The following is a 17,843-nucleotide window of genomic DNA, read 5'->3' on the forward strand; positions in this document are numbered from 1 at the left end:
CATACTCAACACTCTTGTACAGACGCGATTAATCGCGTCTGTTGCAACTCAGCACTTACTCCACAACTCCAGACTGAAATACTTTGCCAATCACTTCTTCTACTGGCGGTTCAGTTACTTGTAGATCGACTACTTCTAACTCAGCTAAAATTTGAGATACTGTTTGCGTTAGGTTATCTTGCGGTACTAAAAAACGCACCGTTCGCCCTTCTAATAGTTGTAAATCTCCATAAGATAGCAGTTTTTCTTTAGGCAAACATTGGGCTAACTCTAAATGAATTTCTCGATAAGGAGCGAAGCGTTCTAAAAGTTCATCCAAGCTGCCATCGTACATCAGCTGTCCCTGATGAATCAACAACACTCGTTGACACAAAGCTGTGATGTCAGCCATGTAATGGCTTGTTAATAATACAGTCGCTTGATAACGCTGATTGTACTCGCGTAAAAAATCACGAACTCCAGCTTGAGCATTCACATCTAATCCCAACGTGGGTTCATCTAAAAATAACACCTGGGGACGATGTAAAAGTGCAGCTAAAAGTTCGGCTTTCATTCTTTCACCCAGTGACAGTTTTCTTACTGGTTGGGTAAGCTTTCCTTCTAGGGAAAGCATCTCTGTTAATTCACCGACTCGTCGCTGAAATTCTTTATCAGGGATATTATAAACAGCAGCGTTAATTTTTAAAGAATCTAAAGCTGGTAAATCCCAAATTAACTGCTGCTTTTGTCCCATCACCAAAGTAATTTTTTGCAAAAATGCTTCTTGGCGCTGAAAAGGAATTTGTCCTGCAACTCTCACACGACCGCTAGTAGGATGAATTAATCCCGTGAGCATTTTTAGGGTAGTAGTTTTCCCAGCACCATTTGGCCCTAAAAAACCTACTACCTCCCCAGTAGCGATTTCAAAAGAAACATTCTGAACTGCTTTAATAGAACGGTAGGTGCGACGGAAAAAGTGAGCAATTGTACCTTTAATACCAGGTTCCTTTACCGCCACCGGATAAAATTTATTTAAGTCTTCAGCCACAATTATCGGCATAGACCTCATTTTAAACGACCCGATCGCAAAATACTAAAAATTAGCCACAATCCCAATAGACTTGCAGCCGCAAACAAGATATTGCTTAACAAAGATAGTTGAGTTGTCTGGGCGTGGTTAGAAATAATTGCTGCACCCATAATCAGTGAACCTACTAGGATGCTAAAAGAAAGACGATTGGCAGCATCATCCATAGTCCGGCGGACACCATCTAAACCCCGCAGCGATAAATTCCACTGCAATGTTTCTGATGTTACTCGGTCTAATAGTAGTTCAATCTGACGGGGAGATTGTAAAGATAGGCTTTTCAGATCCAATGCTGTTCTTAAGAGCGATCGCAAGGGATTTTCGCCGACTAACTGACGACGGAACAAGTCTGTGAGTAATGGCTGAATTTCATCGATAAAGTTTAATTCTGGGTTGAAGCCACGGGCTAAACCTTCTAAGTTAGCCAAGGTTTTGGCATATAACCCCATGTTACTGGGCAAGCGAATTTTATTATTGCGGGCGACTTGCAGAATTTCATAAATGACATGACTGAAATTTATTGCTGATAAATTGACGTTGAGATACTTTCGCAGCATCCGGTCATAATCATTTTCCAGTCGCGCTAAAATAACTGGCTGGCTAGAATCTGCTAGCTGTAAAGTTAACTGGGCACAGCGTTGAGCATCCAAATCCACAATCGCTAACACCATCTCTGTTAAAATCTGCTGGGTACGGGGATCGAGCCTGCCTACCATGCCACAATCTAACAAAGCTACCCGACCATCTTGCAGATAAAATACATTCCCCGGATGGGGATCAGCATGAAAAAATCCATCTATATATAGTTGTTGAAAAAAAGCTCTAAATAATAAACTCGTTATCGCTTTGCGTTCTGTGATCGGATCTTTACCATTTTGATTACTTAAATTTGCGGTGAGCAGAGGTACTCCTTCTAACCACTCCATCACCATCAACTTTTCTGTAGTTAACTCCCAGTAGATTTCGGCAACTACTATCTGTTGGGGATCAAACCATTTACCCTGGGATAAGTTGCGGCGCAGTTGGTCTGTATATTCTGCTTCCCTAGTGAAATCTAACTCGGCTTCTAGGGCTTTGGTAAATTCTTCAGCGATAGATTTGATTTCGTTGTTTCGCCCAAAATCCGTTCTTGCTACTAAATCAGCAATCCCTTGAATTAAGGCGATATCTTGAGCGACTGTAACATCGATCCCCGGACGTTGTACCTTCAAAGCAACTTCTCGACCATCTGCTAATGTAGCGCGATGGGTTTGGGCAATTGATCCCGCCGCTACCGCTACAGGATTAATTGTCTTAAAAGTCTCTTCCAAGGGAGTTTTTAGCTGTTGGCGCAGTAGGACTTCAATCTCTGACCAGGGGACTGGTGGAACTTCATCTTGCAGAGTTGAAAGTTCATCAATATAGCCAGCGCTAAGTAAGTCTGGACGGGTAGAAAGTAGCTGCCCTAGTTTGACATAGACAGGCCCCAAATCCACCAGAATGTTTTTTAAGACTGCAGGTGTTGGTAATTGTGGTTCATCAGCTTTACCACCAGTAAGTAACCTACGCATATAGTCCCAGCCGTTACGCAGGACTACTTCAATAATTTCTCGTTGACGAGGAACTGTTTGAGTGAGGAACATTTTTTTGGGGACAAGGGATTGGGGACTGGGGATTGGGGATTGGGGATTGGGGATTGGGGATTGGGAATTGGGAATTGGGGATTGGGGATGATAAATTTCCTTTATGTCCCCACTTCTGTTGATCTCTCTTGTCTTCCTAGTACCTAGTCCCCAGTACCCAGTCCCTAATCCCTAGTTATAATGAAAATAGCAGAACCTTAGCCTCTGCCAAGGGTTTTAACTTTTACAGCTATAGCAAGTCGGTAAATCGGGGATCGCTTTGGAGTGTTTTGAGAATTTGTTTAATTTCCTGGGTACGGTCTTTTTTGACTATGAGGGTAACTTTGCGATCGCGCACGATCACTACATCCTCTAAGCCTATGGTAACAATGACATCTTCGGGATCGGTGGCGTAAAGTAGTGCTCCTTGGGTATCAAGCCCCACATGGGTAGCAAGTTCCACATTCGGAGTATCTTCTGTTTTCAGTAAACGTTCGATCGCATTCCAATCGCCTAAATCATCCCAGCCAAATGCCACTGGTAAGACATATGCTAAAGTGGTCTTTTCCATAAGTGCATAGTCTATACTTTTCTTAGGCAACTGCGGGTAGATACTAGGGCCATTTTGTGCTAGAGGTTCGATAATTTCAGGCGCGTGGGTATAAAGTTCCTTGAGAACAACACCAGCCCGAAACACGAACATTCCACTATTCCAGCTAAAACGCCCCGTTGATAAAAAAGTTTCTGCCGTTTCCCGGTTGGGCTTTTCAGTAAAGCGGTTGACGTGATAAGCTGGCAACTCATCAAAGGTACCAATTTTCTCGCCTTGTTCGATATAGCCGTAACCAGTGGATGGGAAAGTAGGCTTGATCCCCAGTGTGACAATCGCTTCTGTACTTGCCGCTAAAGAGCTAGCAGCATTTAATGTGTTAGCAAATGCCTCTTGATCGGCAATCCAGTGATCTGCTGGAAAAAAACCGACGATCGCATCCTCGCCATAACGCTGTTTAATGACTAAACTTGTCCAAGCAACAGCTGCGGCAGTGTCTCTTCCCTCTGACTCGATCAATAAATTTTGTGAAGGCAGTTCTGGCAGCTGTTGTCGCACTCCTTCAGCTATCTGATTAGAAGTGATGACAAACACAGAATCCCACCCGCCCACGAGTTTTATCAACCGATCGGCGGTTGCTTGTAATAAGCTCCTAGAGCTACCATCAAGACTTAAAAATTGCTTGGGTCGTCCGGAACGACTTAAGGGCCAAAAACGCTCACCTTTACCACCAGCAAGAATTACAGGGAACAATGAATTAGTCATTATGTCATACAACTTTACTAAAGAACATTACAAGTTTACAGTGGGCTTTTCTACTGGCAAGATTTGTAGCTTGGACTAACATACTTTTAAGGAGTGGTTGAGTGGGGAGATAATTGTGATTAAACAAATGCAATGGACGGAAAATCAAGTCACGCCTCAACAAGTACCAGCTTTAGATTTAGATGAGGTTAAGCCTCAACAATTACCAAAGTCAGATACTCAAGTTACGCCTCAACCAGCAGTAGCACCAGAGCAAGAAAATAGACCGAAACAACCTACTAATGTTTCCCGTGGTGTTGTCGAGTCTGTAGGTGAAATTCCTAACCAGCTTTATGAGCGGTTAGGCTTAACCATGCCACGCTGGCTATTGTGGGTGTTAACGGTTGTCTTAGGTATCGTATTATCTGGGCTGCTAGTTTCTACCTTGGCGTTGTGGACTCCTTTATGGAGTAATCTCGACCAAACTGAAGAAGAAGCTGGAACATCTAGCAAAGAACAGGCAAAAGTTCCCCTGCCTGGGGAATTATGGGGCAAAATCTCTGAGTATCAACTTTCAAAACCCATGAATATTTTGATCATGGGGATTGAACCAGTCAAAGGTACTGTTGACGGCTCACCAGAAAGTTTTGCTGGTAAAAGCGACACGATGCTGATGGTGAGGCTCAACCCTGGCGATAAATCCATGAAGGTGCTGTCAATTCCTCGGGATACGATGATTGCCATCCCCGAAAAGGGATTAACTAAAGTATCTGATGCTAACGCTCAAGGCGGCCCAGTATTGGCAGCGCGGGTAATTAGTCGGACTTTAAATAACGCACCAATTGATCGCTATATGCGGATATCTACTAGCGGCTTGCGCCAAATGGTAGATCAGTTGGGTGGAGTAGAGGTATTTGTGCCGAAATCAATGGCATATCAAAACGCCTCTGGTCAGTTAGTTAGCTTAGTAAGCGGCTGGCAAACTCTCAACGGCGAACAAGCAGAACTATTTATTCGTTACCGCGAACCCGGTTTAGGTGATTTACCCCGAGTTCAAAGACAGCAAGCGCTGATGAAAGCGTTAGTAGAACGCCTAAATAGTCCGACTGTCTTACCCAGGTTGCCGCAATTAACCCGCATTATGCGGAAGTACTTTGACACCAACCTGAAAATAGAAGAAATGATGGCATTGGTGAATTTTTCCGTAAATCTGGAACGGGATAATTTCCAAATGACCGTATTACCTGGTGGCTTCAGCCGCTTCAGCCAAGACCCCAATAGTTATTGGTTGAATATGACTGGGCAACAAAGCCTGTTGAATGATTATGTTGGGGTAAATGTGCCTGGTCTCAAGCCGGATGTACGACCAGTTACTAAACTCAAAATTGCTATTCAAAATGCTTCCAATCAACCACAGTTAACTCAAAAAGTTATCAATTCTCTCAAACAAAAAGGCTTCACCAACGTTTATCCGGTACCAGATTGGCCTGATACCCAACGCCAAACTCAAATTATTGTGCAAGGAGGTAAGCGAGAATTAGGAATTGATCTCCAAAAAATTATTGGTCTAGGTCAAATTGAAGTGACAGCGACTGGTGATTTGGAATCAGACCTGACAATCCAAATTGGTAAAGATTGGAAATAGTTAAGAGTTGGAGAGACGCGATTAATCGCGTCTGTAGATTTGAGAGACGCAATTAATTGTGTCTGTACAAAAGTCAAGAGTTAGAATTAATTTATGATGAATTTTTGACTTTTGAATCTACAAAAAAGTTATGAAAAAGTTTTGGTTACGCTTTTTTAGCTTGATATTGATTTTGATATTGGCTGGTTTATGGGTAATTCTTACTCCTAGACCAGCCTTTGCTCAAACAAATACTATCAATTACAACAACACTAATTTAGAGAATCGTGACTTTTCACATAACGATTTAGCGAGGGTGACTTTTGTGGCAGCAGAAATGCGAGGCACAAATTTTGCAGGAGCCAATTTAACAAATGCAATTTTAACTAAAGGTGTGTTACTCAAAGCCAATTTAGAAGGTGCAAACCTTACAGGCGCTTTAGTGGATCGCGTAACTTTTGATAATGCCAACCTCAAAAATGCCATTTTTACAGAAGCAACTTTAACCCGCAGCCGCTTTTATGAGGCTGAAATCACTGGTGCCGATTTTACAGATGCTTTAATAGACCGCTATCAAGTATCACTATTATGCGATCGCGCCGATGGAGTTAATCCAGTAACCGGAGTTTCCACACGCGATAGTTTGGGTTGTCGCTAATTTGTAGCCTAAATAGAATTGTTGGGACATGAAGTAGATTTGCGCCCCAACAAGGGCTTAATAGCTAAACTTTGAACTTGCCGATCAATACCATCTCCCTGCAGAAGAATCTGAGTTCTTGACTCAATTGATTTTTGGATTGTCGAACAACCAAGGATAGGATTTATATCTACTAAAGCTGAGAAAAATTCTGTATTTAACTTATCCAATGATGGACGTATAGCCTTGTTTAAGTCTGGCACATTAGTAAAAGATTTAGCGCCTTGCTGATGCCAGTTTTGGAAATCAGCTTTTTGAATCAGCTTACCAGCTTCTATTTGCGCTTGAAAAAAGGCTACAACTACATCTTGTTCCAAATTATAGGTTGTTGCTTGCTGGCGAACCTTAGCAAGTAAATCTTGTTCTCTTTTGCGATCCTCAATAGGGCGTTTGTGATTCCATTTCCAACGAGCAACATCATGAGCAATTAGTAATCGCTGCTGAATTAATTTTAGTAATCTCTCGATTTTTATTCGTTGATCAGCTGTAGCTACATCTGAATTAGAAGCTAATCTGATTTCATCAGTGATTGCTGATGAGGAAAATAGCCCTAACTTACCTGTAATTAGTCCACCTGTTAATAACATTCCAAAACCAATGATAGTTATATAAAGTAGCTGCCGCTTTTTAAAAGAATGTAAATTTATTCCCAAAAGTTGTCTCGCTTGGCAAATACACCACTATATTGATAGAGTTATAGTATTTTTACTCCAAACAGAATATCTCATAATTACTTGCTAAAAAGCAAGTCTAAATTTGGGGATGGGAATAACAGAGACAAGAGGGACAAAAAATTCAAAATTCACGTATTATACCTGTTCCCTTTAACAAATCTCAAATAACTAATTTTTGATAATTTGCCTGATAGACTCTACAATTGCAGGTTAAATGTGTTGAGATATGCACTCAGTTAGAGTTGTCAGGTATTATTCGTGACTAAACAAGACCAAAAGCCCTCTCGTTCATTTGCAGGAATTGCTGGCATTGTTGCCATAGCTACCTTAATTAGTAAAGTATTTGGTTTAGTAAGGCAGCAAGCGATCGCAGCTGCTTTTGGTGTGGGTGCTGCTGCTACTGCTTATAGTTATGCCTACATTATTCCTGGCTTTTTATTAATATTACTCGGTGGTGTGAACGGGCCGTTACACAGTGCTGTTGTGAGCGTTTTAGCCAAGCGCAAGCAAGAAGAGGCGGCTCCTTTAGTAGAAACAGTCACAACCTTAGTGGGTGGATTGCTGTTGCTGGTGACATTGGCGCAAATTGTATTTGCCGATGTGATAGTAGATTTTGTTGGTCATGGTTTAAAAGAGACTACCAGAGCGATCGCCATCCAACAAATCCGCATCATGGCCCCAATGGCTCTCTTTTCTGGATTAATTGGCATTGGGTTTGGTACTCTCAACGCTGCCAATCAATATTGGTTACTTTCTATTAGTCCCTTATTATCTAGTATTACTGTTGTTGCAGGTATTGGGATTTTAGCTTTGCAATATGGCAAAGATATTATCCTCCCAGAATACGCTTACATCGGCGGCATGATGTTAGCTTGGGGAACCTTAGCCGGAGCCATTTTGCAATGGTTGGTGCAGTTAATTGTGCAATGGCGCTTAGGATTAGGCACATTACGGCTACGGTTTGATTTCAAATCCCCTGGGGTTCAACAAGTAATTAAAATTATGACTCCGGCAACCATCTCTTCTGGGATGATGCCAATTAATGTTGCTACAGACCTTTATTTTGCTAGTCCTATACCTGGTGCTGCGGCTGGTTTTAACTATGCCAATCTTTTAGTACAAACTCCCTTAGGGATTATTTCTAATATTATTTTGTTGCCCTTATTACCAATCTTTGCGAAATTGGCGGAGCCAGACAATTGGCCCGATCTCAAAATACGTATTCGTCAAGGTTTGTTGCTGACTGCCTTTACTATGCTCCCTCTGGGCGCGTTGATGGTGGCTTTATCTGTCCCTATTGTGCAGGTAGTATATGAGCGCGGCGCTTTCAAGCAAGAGGCTACACAGCTAGTTTCTTCATTACTAATTGCTTATGGAATTGGGATGTTTGCCTATTTAGGGCGTGATGTTTTAGTACGGGTATTTTATGCTTTGGGTGATGGTCAAACGCCATTTCGCATTAGTATTTTGAATATCTTTCTGAATATTGTACTGGATTGGTTTTTTGTGAAACCATTTGGCGCGCCTGGTTTGGTGTTAGCAACTGTAGGCGTAAATTGTAGCTCTATGTTAATGCTGTTATGGCTGCTCGATCGCAAACTCAATGGTTTACCTTGGCGAGAGTGGAGTGTACCGATTATTAGTTTAACTGCTGCTAGCTTAGTTTCTGGTGTAGCTAGCTATGCAACTTTAGTTGGTTGTCAACAAGTGTTAGGTAAATCTGGTTTAGTAATTCTACTTGTAGAGTTATCTATTGCTGGCTTAGTAGGTCTTGGTTTGTTTGCAATCTTTGCCTCATGGATGAAGATACCAGAGGTAAATACTTTTGTTATACGGATGCGTCAACGATTTTTGAAGAAGGGAAATCAAGTATAGTATTACGAAATGCTACCCAAAGTAGCGAAATTTCCTATTGGTTGAACATGGAATCTGCACTGATAAGTGTCCTATTTTCTATCTGAACTTGGGCAATCAACATTTTGCCAGCAGGAGCGCGATGATGTAAAGGCAATGTAGCCGCACGTAAAGCATGAGGTGCTGTCATTTCTTAGCGATCGCATTCCCATTTTTGAGACTATTTTAAAGCAGTAACAAGTAAACCCACGTAGTAATAGTGGTAATTGAGACGTATTATGAGTTAGCAAGTTAAGCTATACCTCATATATGAATCCCACAAATGATCAAACTCAAGGACTTTACAGACTTTGTTATCGACTGACTAATATTATTTACCCTGGATGGCAGTATAGAAGTATTGAACTTGTTCGGATAGATGAAAGAACTGGCAGATTATACGTACTGGCTGGAGAAAATTTAGATTTTGAGATTAAGCCTACTGGAGGATACGAGCCATGACAACAGTTAATTATGACGCAATGAACCTGGATGAGTTACGACGCTATGTACTAACTCATCGAGAAGATATTGTTGCGTTTCAGGTGTATGTTGATCGTTCCCAAGCGGCTGGACGAATGATTAGTATAGATATGAGAGATTCTCAATGGGAAGAGAATCTTACTGAAAAAATTCAAGGTATATCAATCGAAGGCCAATCGGAATAGTAGTAAACCGAATTGAAGCAGATCTTAATCTACTAAATATGAATTACGCGATCGCATTTGGGAAATTTGAGATGCGAATTAGGTGCGTTATCCTACGATGAACGCACCTCAAAACTAAACTTAAGCAGTTCTAAACCGCGCTAACTCTTCACCAGTCTTGGCATCGTGGGCGTGAACTGTACATACTAAACAAGAGTCGAACGATCGCGCAACGTGACCTACTTCTACTGGATCTTTAGAATCATAGATAGGTGTGCCGATTAAAGCTTCCTCAATTGGGCCGCGTGCGCCATTACCATCGCGAGGGCCAATATTCCAAGTACCAGGGGCAATAACTTGGTAGTTCTTAATCTTACCGCCCTCTACTTCTACCCAGTGACACAGGGAACCCCGTGCAGCTTCGGTTCCACCCCATCCCTTACCATCTTTTTCTTGGGGTTTGATATACCAGGGGTCGTTTAACTTAAATTCGCGTAAGCAGTGTTCAGCTTGGCGGTAAAGCTTGACAATTTCGTGGACTCGTGCCAACTGACGCACATGAATGCTAGGGCCACCCATTTGCTTGAACACGTCTAAAATAAACCCGTCTTGGTGTTGCCAAGATTCGCCATGCTTACCACCTGCAACTAACTGACGTGCTAAAGGGCCTGCTTCTAAGCGTCCGAAGTCTTTGTGTAGAACTGCACTGGCCCAAGAATAGGCATTATCGAAGTCTTTTGTATTCTTTTGGATGGGATTAGTTGTGCGATCGCCTGGGTAAACATCGGCTGTACCCTCATCGTACCAAGAGTGAGTAGTATTCTCACGGGCAAAAGATGGGTGCATCAAGCTGTGAGTGTCACCGAAGCTGTCATACACTCCACTTTTCATGATCATCGCTGCATTTCGCCCTTCAATTGTGGGCTGTTGATATTTGTCCTCATGGGGTAAATATCCCCAAGTGACATATTTACCAACACCAGCACCGAATCTATTAAACTAAGCCGCTCCGTCACCAGAGCGACTCGTCTTCAAAACCGTGCGTGAGAGTTTCCCCTCACACGGCTCCTCAGTGGTTTGGTGCTTGTCCAAGTGCATACCTCCACCCAAATCATCTTTGGCTGTTTTTGAATCGTGGCAGTGTTTGTGAAGTACCTGAAGGTTTTTATATTCGTCTTTTCCCCCTTGACTCCGGGGTAATATGTGGTCTACTTCTAGGAGGTCTTCCATTTTGAAATACAATCCGCAGTGAGTACATTTTCCTTTCTGCTTTTTCAAAAGTGTTGTCACTCTTTTGGGCATTTCAGGATGTGTACCCATTCTTGAACTCCAGTAAACTAGGTCGCCATTGTATGGGCTGGATTCACCTTTTACTTTTATATGCCTAACTATTGAGGTGTCGGCATGGTCGAAAAGTCGCATTGGGTTTTTGCCTTCTTGCGGGGTGGAAAATACCCAGTTATCACCACCGATTGTGTGCCAATATTTCTTTGACACCCATTTCCCTGTTTTGTTGGGGTGGCGGTGTTGTGCCCAGGCTTTCAGCTTTGGATACATGAGATTATCTAACCTGGAGTAAGCTTCTTTGCTTACGACCGTTGAATAGTAATTAGACCATCCTTTGATTATTGGATTTAATTTTCCAATTAGTGCCTTCTGAGGCAATGCCTTATGGTCATAGATGATATTAGCTATTCTTTCGTAGTGTATCCTTTGCTTTTCTTCGCTGGGGGTGATGATTGTTTTAAAGCCTTGTTTTGAGTGGTATTTACCCACGGGGAATTGCCTAATATTAAAACCGAGAAAGTCGAATCCTGGTTTTTCATTTTCATACTTGTGGAGGGTATGGGTTAGGCGTGTTTTTGATGGCTTTAATTCCAAACCCATGTCTTTTAACCACTCAGATATGATTATCTGGCATCTTTGGACAACGGTTATGTCTTCATGGAGAATCACGAAGTCATCGGCATATCTCACAACAGTGAGAGAACTAATTTTATCCTTTGCTGCCATTATCTTCCCGTTAGGGTAGTATAGCTTTAGTGTCTGGGCTAATTGTTTAGTTCTTTCTTCAATTCCGTGGAGGGCAATATTTGCTAAGAGTGGGGAGATGACCCCACCTTGCGGTGTACCCTCAGATGTCTCTTGAAACTGCTTGTTATCCATCACCCCCGCTTTTAACCAAGCCTTGATTTGTCGGCGAATGGTGGGGAATGTATTTAATTTTTTTAGCAGTGCCGAGTGGTCGATTTTATCGAAACACTTGCTTATATCAGCATCTAATACGAATTTGGGCTTCTTATTGATGCTGTTAAAGATTGCTTCAATAGCGTCATGACATGAGCGTCCTGGTCTGAACCCGTATGAGTTCGGTTCAAATTTAGCCTCCCATTCTGGCTCAAGTGCCATTTTTACGAGGGCTTGCAAGGCGCGGTCATACATTGTGGGTATACCCAATGGTCTTTTCTCTTCCTTACCAGGTTTTGGAATCCATACACGCCTGGTAGGTTTGACCTTTGAGCCTAGTTTTAGTTTGGCAACTAAGGCGAAACGTTGCTTTGGGGTCAGTGACTTAACACCGTCCACACCCGCCGTTTTCTTGCCCTGGTTATCTTGTGTTACCCGCCTGACCGCTAAACATTTTGCTGACCAAGACTTCATCAACGTCTTTTGGAGTCTGCGAACTGCATTGACTTCACCACGTAATGAGGCTCTGTAAATTCTTTTTTGCAACTTAAAGACACGTTTTTCTAGCTGTCGCCAGTTAATATGCCTCCATTCCACCATCGATTTATCATCCTGATTTAGGGGAATTGCTTTGTCCTTCAAGGGAGGGGCACTTGCTTCCTTTGATTCAGTTATGACTTGTCGTGTTTTAGACTTATTCATTACATAATATGACTTTACATTCCAAATCACCGTGAGTTTGTCAGCATATCCCTGGCATTACCCAAGGCGTTCGCTTCTAACTCAATCTTTCCTAGCTGCTGCATACGGTTAGCACCTGCTTGGTATCGACCACCCAAGAGCAAACAGCTTTGTTACTTCGTTCCGATTGACAATTGGTTGAGCCTTTAGAGTTGATGCTATCCACCGGGTTTATTGGGAGTGCTGCTAGTCAGCTAAACATCTGCTAGCCCCTTATCCTTTTGCCTTTTGGCTCCTCCGTGCCAGCCTTATTACGGAGGTTCCTTGTAACGATGGTTTGGGCACATCTTCGCTTTCGCTACTCATAGGTTCTTGCTCGAAGGGAACCAGTTTTAGGCTGCCAGTTTTACCTCCTTTTCACCCCGCTTCAGGCTTTGATGGCTAGTCGCAAACCTGGGGGTGATGCTTTCACCGTTGCACCTACGGGGAAGGACTTTTAACTCCGTACTCTAGGATTTCTGAGTTAATCACCTTCATGGTCAGTCAGTTATCAGGTTTTGTTCTGGTTACCCAGTTCTTTTACCTGTCACTCATCCCTGAGTATTTCTACTCATTTCGAGCGAACGAATCGCACATCTAGACCAATATCTAAACCCATGCGCCAATATAAGCCCAAGTCGGATTCCCGATGCTTGCGGTCTTCATCTAGCCAATCCATGAAGTCATCATAAGTTTGAATTTCTTCATAGCGTTCTAGGGAACAACCTAACCATACTGGTTCTAACCAGTTAGTACGGAAATATTCTAATAGTGACCAAGCGCGGGTAATGTCTGTGAGTGTAGGCGCGCACATTACACCGCCAGGAACCATGTAACTAGAATGGGGCCATTGACCACCTAATAAAGCGTAAATTTCTACAGGTTTGGCAGAAATAGTTACACCTAGTTCGTAGGAGGTACCTGTGAAAGCTGCAAAGCGCTTGGTGGCTTCTTCATAAAACCGACTATTGCGGTATTTTTTATTAGTCAGGTCAATTGCAAATAGACCATAAAAATAGCGGGGTATACTTTGGATGGTTTCGACAATTTGACCTAAATTTCTCGCTAAAATCGCATTGCGTGGAACTTCTGTACCCCAGAGTGTATCTAGCGCCCAAGATGCAGAAGTTAAGTGAGAACCGCCGCAGATACCACAAATGCGAGGTGTCACAATTAACCCGGCTTGGGGATCTTTACCACGAAGGATAATTTCAAATCCCCGAAAGAGTTCTGCATGAGTCCAGGCGTTGACTACATATCCATCTTCAATTTCCACCCGGACATCTAAATCACCTTCGACTCTACCAACTGGCGAGATGTCTAATGTTTGAATTGTCATTTGTCCTTAGTCCTTTGTCATTAGTCAAGAGTCCAGGGTCAAGAGTCCAGGGTCAAACATATTGGTTATTCACCCAATGCCCAATGCCCCGTGCCCAATGCCCTATGCCCAATGCCCCATTCCCTAAATTGTGAAAATATCTTCTTCTGCCCAAGGTGGTGCTATGTCTTTGGCTACCATTGTTAGTAAGGCATAGTCTTTTGGTTTGACTCCTGGTGGTAGTTCTTTGGGAACTCCCATGACAGTTTGGGTTTTAAATACGGTTCCTGGTTTGAGGTCGTAGAAGGGAAATTCTGGTTCGGTACATCCTAAACAAGGCATACCGACACGGGTTTTGGAAGAAACCCGATTCCACAAAATACGGTTGCAGGAAGAGTGGGTCATGGGGCCACGACAACCTAAATCGTAGAATAGGCATCCTTTGCGTTGACCAAATTCCACAGTAGATGCTTTGTAGGCAAAGTGGACGTTACGGGTACAACCGATTTGGGTGTAGCTTTTAAAGAAGGTTTGCGGACGGTTGAGTTCGTCTAAGGTAATATCGCCTAAGCGTCCGGTGGCGATCGCCACTAAAATTTGACTAATCCAATCAGGATGGGCGGGACATCCGGGAATGTTAATTACGGGTAAGCCGGATTTAGTGCGGAAGTCTTTGCCGAAAAAACCACCGGGTTCACGCTTGAGAAATTGCAACCCTTGAGATTCGCTAGGATTGGGTGACATAGCTGGTATACCTCCCCAGGTAGCACAGTCTCCTACAGCCACAATGAAACTAGCAGCTTGGGCGAGGTCTGTTAACCAATCTTTCATGGGGCGATCGGCAAAGCGGTTCCATTCACCTGTGCCGTTGGGGGCGTTGACAACAGTACCTTCAAAAACCAAGATATCTAGGGTAATTCTCCCGGAAATGCAATCTTGGAGTAGTTGTTGTAAATTATCGCCCAGTTCCAAACCCAAGGAGGGATGCCAAAGTACTTTAATGCCGAAGTCCGCAATTAAATCGCATACTGTCGGTTCTTCAGCGTTGAGAAAGGACATATTATAGTCACTATAGAATAAATTTTGGCAATATGGGCGAAAAATGGTTTTATGGTCGGGTTTCGACGATTGAACAACAAGAGGATCGCAACGCGCTTAAAAAACAGCTAGAAAGAGGTAAGAATGTTGGATGCGATCGCTTTTATTGGGATATTCAAAGTCGCACCACTGAAGTACGGACTGGGTTACAGCAATTAATTGATGATTTAAAAACATCGCCCAAGGGTATTGTCAGCGATTTAGTAGTTACCAGAATTGACCGCATTGGGTCATCATCAAAACTGTTCTACTCGTTGCTGGAAGTATTACGCAGTAAAAGTATCAAGCTAGTAGCACTCGACCAAACCATAGATACAGAAAGTCTGGGTGGTGAATTGACAATAGATATTTTGCTAGCTGCAAGTAAATTTGAAATCAAAATGTTATCCAGCCGTGTATCTGCTGAACGCAAGCATCGTATGGTGCAGCGAAAAAGCCATCGGTTTGCGCCCTTTGGCTGGAAGGTAATGAATGATTGTTATGTCAAAGATGAAAGCTGGTGCGTTTCCCTGATAGAAGGGAAAAGAAGTTTTAGAGTTTGGGAATTGGCTTTATTTATATTTGAAATATTTGATAGTTGCGGTAGTGTGAGAAAAACCTGCAATCTCTTAAATGAGATGTTTGGGGTAAGTGGGAAAGTAGACGGAAAGAGTACAAAATTAAAAGATAATCATCGGATTATGCCTGATGATATTGAGCAATTTGATTTATTACAAAATCAGAGAAAAACTTATCAAAGATACCCTTGGACTGGCTTGCAATGGTCGCCAGCTGGGTTAAAAAACTTCTTAGTTAATCCTGTACACGCAGGTGGAACACCATTTAACGTCACCACATCCAGTCCATCAGGTAAACAAATCAACCATTTCGATCAATGGGATTGCAATTGGGATACCCATGAGGGGATAATTAGCCGTGAACAACACGAACAAATCAAACGCCAGATTCGTCAAAATCGCCATAATAAATGGGCTGCACGTCAAGAAGATATCAACCCATTTGCTAATTTATTGAAGTGTGGTAGATGTGGCGGTGCATTAACTCGGATGTCATCCCGGCGCGATCGCAATGGAGAATATACAGCTTACTATCAATGTACTTACTATGCTCTGAGACGTTGCGATGCCAAGGAAATGCTGAATAGTCACAGCTTAGATGCTCAGGTAGCTGATTTGCTAGTCAATGAAGCTACTAGGCTAGCGGGAATGGTAGATTTTGAAGAAGATAAAAATCCCGAACCAACAGAAGTGCAAGAACTGCGCGAAAGTTTAGCAGCCTTGGAGAAGATACCTAGTAATCCTTTTGTAGAGAAAGCCAAAGATGGTATCCGTGACCAAATTGCTAATATTTTAAGTCTCCATGAAAACATTACAAAACGTAGCCTGATAGTGCGAGAAGAGTTAGTGCAAATGTTCCGCGATCGCGAATACTGGGAAAGCCGCACATCAGAGGATAAAAAACGCATCCTAAACAAACTTGTCCGTCGTATTGTTATTGATGGGAGGGTTGTTTTGAGTATTGAGTTTCTTTAGTTTTCTTTGACGAACAAGTTCTCGGTATTCTTCTAATTGACGCAACCAAAATTCCTTATCCGATTCTATTCTCATTTGTAGCGTTATCTATCTATAAATTTAGATTAGCTTTGAGCCACAAAATTTCTGTTCTCTACGAACAAGGTTTATGGAAACACATCAAGAATAAATTTAATCAAAAAAAATAATGGTATGAGCTTGGTATAATTTAAGATTATAATTTGGATAAAGTTTTGTCCAATATTTTAGTTTATTGTATCAAAATTAAAAATATTTAATTTAAGAATATAGTTCAGTTTTATGAGTACAAATAGCTCAAATTTTAACTCTTGGATAGTTTGTCATCAGCCTAAACCACAAGCGAATTTGCGTTTATTTTGCTTTCCCTATGCGGGTGGAAGCTCTTTAATTTTTCGTAATTGGTCAAATTATCTACCATCAAATGTAGAAGTTTGTGCAGTTGAAATTCCTGGTAGAGGCAGGCAAATTCAGTTACCACCATTCAGTAAAATAGAACCGCTTGTAGATGCGATCGCATCTCATATATACCCATGTTTAGATAAACCATTCGCCTTTTTTGGGCATAGTATGGGTGCTTGGGTCAGCTTTGAGTTAGCACGTTTACTTCGTAAAAAATATGGGATTCTTCCAGTAAATTTATTTATATCTGCTCGTCGCGCACCGCACCTCCCTAGCTCAGAAGCAGTAATCCATAATCTTCCAGAAGCAGACTTTATAGAAGAATTGCGTCACCTCAACGGTACACCTTCAGAAGTGTTAGAAAATGCAGAACTTATGGAGTTATTTCTGCCAATTTTACGGGCTGATTTTGCAGTTCTAGAAACTTATATTTATAAGGCTGAATCACCTTTAGAATGTCCCATCACCGCTTTTGGCGGATTAGAAGATACAAGAGTTAGTTTTGATGAACTACAAGCATGGCAAGAGCATACCAAAGCTGATTTTTCATTAAATATGTTCCCTGGTGATCACTTTTTTATACATTCTGCCCAACTTCTTTTATTAGAAACATTAACGAAATACTTATCTAATTGATTATGAATTTAATTTTTAATTTAAAAGGTATTAATTAAAAAATATCAATGACTAATACCATTTTGAAAAAAGAACGCGACAGATGTGTAGGGGCACGGCACCAGTAATACCGTTTCACTTTAAGATTGATACAAATAGGCAGCAGGGGGCAGGGAGCAGGGGGCAGGGGGAAAGAATTAGAGATTAATCATTTGTATCAGGCATTTCGTGAAATGGTATAAGATATTTGATATGCCAAAAGATTGCGGATGCCGTGCCCTGACAAAGGATTTATCTGCCGCCAACATTATTTGATTTGGTATAATCGAATTAGTAGAAGCTCTACTACGAATTCATAATTATTTACTTATAGCCCAATTTTATCAGTCCAAAATTTATACAAATTTGCATAAAGAATGCGACAGATTGTAGGGGCACGGCAGAGCCCATAAGTGTC

Annotated in this window: 14 protein-coding genes and 2 pseudogenes; 7 read left to right on the top strand and 9 right to left on the bottom strand. The window is 42.0% G+C overall.

Annotation, left to right across the window (positions count from 1 at the left end):
- Positions 1-55: 55 nt before the first annotated feature.
- From AACU25_RS07455 to AACU25_RS07465, 3 genes are all read right to left on the bottom strand, one after another.
- A complete protein-coding gene (locus AACU25_RS07455; protein ID WP_096574588.1) occupies positions 56-1,039 on the bottom strand; it encodes an ATP-binding cassette domain-containing protein in 984 nt (327 codons plus the stop codon).
- 5 nt (positions 1,040-1,044) lie between these two features.
- Entirely contained in the window at positions 1,045-2,688 is a 1,644-nt protein-coding gene (locus AACU25_RS07460; RefSeq protein ID WP_096574589.1) for an ABC1 kinase family protein, read from the bottom strand.
- A 229-nt stretch (positions 2,689-2,917) separates the two neighbouring features.
- Complete coding sequence (locus tag AACU25_RS07465) at positions 2,918-3,982, bottom strand: mannose-1-phosphate guanylyltransferase (RefSeq protein ID WP_096574590.1); 1,065 nt, start codon at positions 3,980-3,982, stop codon at positions 2,918-2,920.
- A gap of 115 nt (positions 3,983-4,097) precedes the next feature.
- Here AACU25_RS07465 and AACU25_RS07470 point away from each other — a divergent pair, with 115 nt between their 5' ends.
- Entirely contained in the window at positions 4,098-5,606 is a 1,509-nt protein-coding gene (locus AACU25_RS07470) for an LCP family glycopolymer transferase (protein WP_096574591.1), read from the top strand.
- A gap of 130 nt (positions 5,607-5,736) precedes the next feature.
- Positions 5,737-6,243 carry a pentapeptide repeat-containing protein gene (locus AACU25_RS07475; protein ID WP_096574592.1) on the top strand — a complete coding sequence of 169 codons (507 nt, stop codon included), beginning with the start codon at positions 5,737-5,739 and terminating at the stop codon, positions 6,241-6,243.
- Positions 6,244-6,251: 8 nt separating this feature from the next.
- On the opposite strand, the gene aroQ is transcribed toward AACU25_RS07475, so the two are convergent.
- Complete coding sequence (gene aroQ / locus AACU25_RS07480; RefSeq protein WP_190445611.1) at positions 6,252-6,935, bottom strand: gamma subclass chorismate mutase AroQ; 684 nt, start codon at positions 6,933-6,935, stop codon at positions 6,252-6,254.
- 279 nt (positions 6,936-7,214) lie between these two features.
- On the opposite strand from aroQ, the gene murJ reads away from it, so the two are divergent.
- Positions 7,215-8,831, top strand: a complete 1,617-nt coding sequence (gene murJ / locus AACU25_RS07485) for a murein biosynthesis integral membrane protein MurJ (protein WP_096574594.1) — start codon at positions 7,215-7,217, stop codon at positions 8,829-8,831.
- 34 nt (positions 8,832-8,865) lie between these two features.
- Here murJ and AACU25_RS07490 read toward each other — a convergent pair whose 3' ends face one another.
- Positions 8,866-9,000 (bottom strand): PIN domain-containing protein, encoded by a 135-nt coding sequence (locus AACU25_RS07490; protein WP_321206583.1) that lies wholly within the window; start codon positions 8,998-9,000, stop codon positions 8,866-8,868.
- Positions 9,001-9,119: 119 nt separating this feature from the next.
- Here AACU25_RS07490 and AACU25_RS07495 point away from each other — a divergent pair, with 119 nt between their 5' ends.
- Complete coding sequence (locus tag AACU25_RS07495) at positions 9,120-9,311, top strand: DUF6888 family protein (RefSeq protein WP_096574595.1); 192 nt, start codon at positions 9,120-9,122, stop codon at positions 9,309-9,311.
- Positions 9,308-9,517 carry a DUF6887 family protein gene (locus AACU25_RS07500; protein ID WP_096574596.1) on the top strand — a complete coding sequence of 70 codons (210 nt, stop codon included), beginning with the start codon at positions 9,308-9,310 and terminating at the stop codon, positions 9,515-9,517. Before AACU25_RS07495 ends, AACU25_RS07500 begins: the two co-directional genes overlap by 4 nt.
- A 120-nt stretch (positions 9,518-9,637) precedes the next feature.
- Here the strand turns inward: AACU25_RS07500 and AACU25_RS07505 are convergent.
- From AACU25_RS07505 to AACU25_RS07520, 4 genes and pseudogenes are all read right to left on the bottom strand, one after another.
- Positions 9,638-10,492, bottom strand: a pseudogene (locus AACU25_RS07505) (nickel-dependent hydrogenase large subunit); the annotation flags it as partial.
- Between the two features lie 3 nt (positions 10,493-10,495).
- Positions 10,496-12,385, bottom strand: coding sequence for a group II intron reverse transcriptase/maturase (gene ltrA, locus AACU25_RS07510; RefSeq protein WP_199347133.1), 1,890 nt, complete (start codon positions 12,383-12,385; stop codon positions 10,496-10,498).
- Between the two features lie 613 nt (positions 12,386-12,998).
- Positions 12,999-13,742, bottom strand: a pseudogene (locus AACU25_RS07515) (nickel-dependent hydrogenase large subunit); the annotation flags it as partial.
- A 123-nt stretch (positions 13,743-13,865) separates the two neighbouring features.
- Positions 13,866-14,780 carry a hydrogenase small subunit gene (locus AACU25_RS07520; RefSeq protein ID WP_096574597.1) on the bottom strand — a complete coding sequence of 305 codons (915 nt, stop codon included), beginning with the start codon at positions 14,778-14,780 and terminating at the stop codon, positions 13,866-13,868.
- 32 nt (positions 14,781-14,812) lie between these two features.
- Here AACU25_RS07520 and xisF point away from each other — a divergent pair, with 32 nt between their 5' ends.
- Both xisF and AACU25_RS07530 read left to right on the top strand, forming a co-directional pair.
- Complete coding sequence (gene xisF, locus AACU25_RS07525; protein WP_096574598.1) at positions 14,813-16,351, top strand: fdxN element excision recombinase XisF; 1,539 nt, start codon at positions 14,813-14,815, stop codon at positions 16,349-16,351.
- Between the two features lie 300 nt (positions 16,352-16,651).
- Complete coding sequence (locus tag AACU25_RS07530) at positions 16,652-17,407, top strand: thioesterase II family protein (protein ID WP_096574599.1); 756 nt, start codon at positions 16,652-16,654, stop codon at positions 17,405-17,407.
- The last annotated feature ends 436 nt before the right edge of the window (positions 17,408-17,843 follow it).

Source organism: Tolypothrix tenuis PCC 7101, assembly GCF_963874875.1.
GTDB classification, from domain to species: Bacteria; Cyanobacteriota; Cyanobacteriia; order Cyanobacteriales; family Nostocaceae; genus Aulosira; species Aulosira tenue.